The organism is Nocardia amamiensis (assembly GCF_015477605.1).
Taxonomy (GTDB): Bacteria; Actinomycetota; Actinomycetes; order Mycobacteriales; family Mycobacteriaceae; genus Nocardia; species Nocardia amamiensis_A.
The window spans coordinates 1-593 of record NZ_JADLQX010000203.1; the positions used below are offsets into that span (position 1 = coordinate 1).

1 protein-coding gene is annotated in these 593 nt (G+C 68.1%); it reads left to right on the forward strand.

Going from position 1 to position 593, the window contains the following annotated elements:
- The first annotated feature begins 232 nt into the window (after positions 1 to 232).
- On the forward strand, positions 233 to 523 hold the full coding sequence (locus IU459_RS39510; RefSeq protein WP_440446566.1) for a transposase: 291 nt from the start codon (positions 233 to 235) through the stop codon (positions 521 to 523).
- Positions 524 to 593 lie beyond the last annotated feature (70 nt).

Consider the following 593-nt stretch of genomic DNA (forward strand, 5'->3'; position numbering starts at 1 on the left):
GTACAACACCCAGCGCATCCAGAAGAAGCTTGGTTGGCGTTCACCCGACGAATACGAAGCCAGCTACCATCAACCGGTTCCAGTCGGAACCAGGTAATCCGCTCTCCGGCTCAGCGGGGGAATCTCATGTCGAGTCCTGCGCCGCCGCCGGGGTGGCACCGCCCGGGACCCGCAGGCCAGTCCGCACCCGGACCTGGTCAACCGCCGCTTCGCCGTTGAGGGCCCGGACCGGCTGTGGTGCACGGATGTGACCCAGCACCGCACCACCGAGGGCTGGGTGTATTGCGCGGTCGTGCTGGATGCGTTCTCCCGCCGCATCGTCGGGTGGTCGATCGCAGACCATTTGCGTGCCGAGTTGGTCTGCGACGCGTTGGACATGGCCCGCTGGCGGCGCCAGCCACCAGCCGGCCGCACGATCGCCCATTCCGACCACGGAGTCCAGGGCGGATTCAACTGGTCGTTGCACCACCTTCGATCCGGAGGTGTGGAATGGGACGGCCGAGGGGCTGGGCGACAGCGGTAACGGGTAGGCCGGCGATGCGGTCGCCGGGACGGCCACCGGTGGCGCGGCGTGAACACCGGCAGCGGTTCTG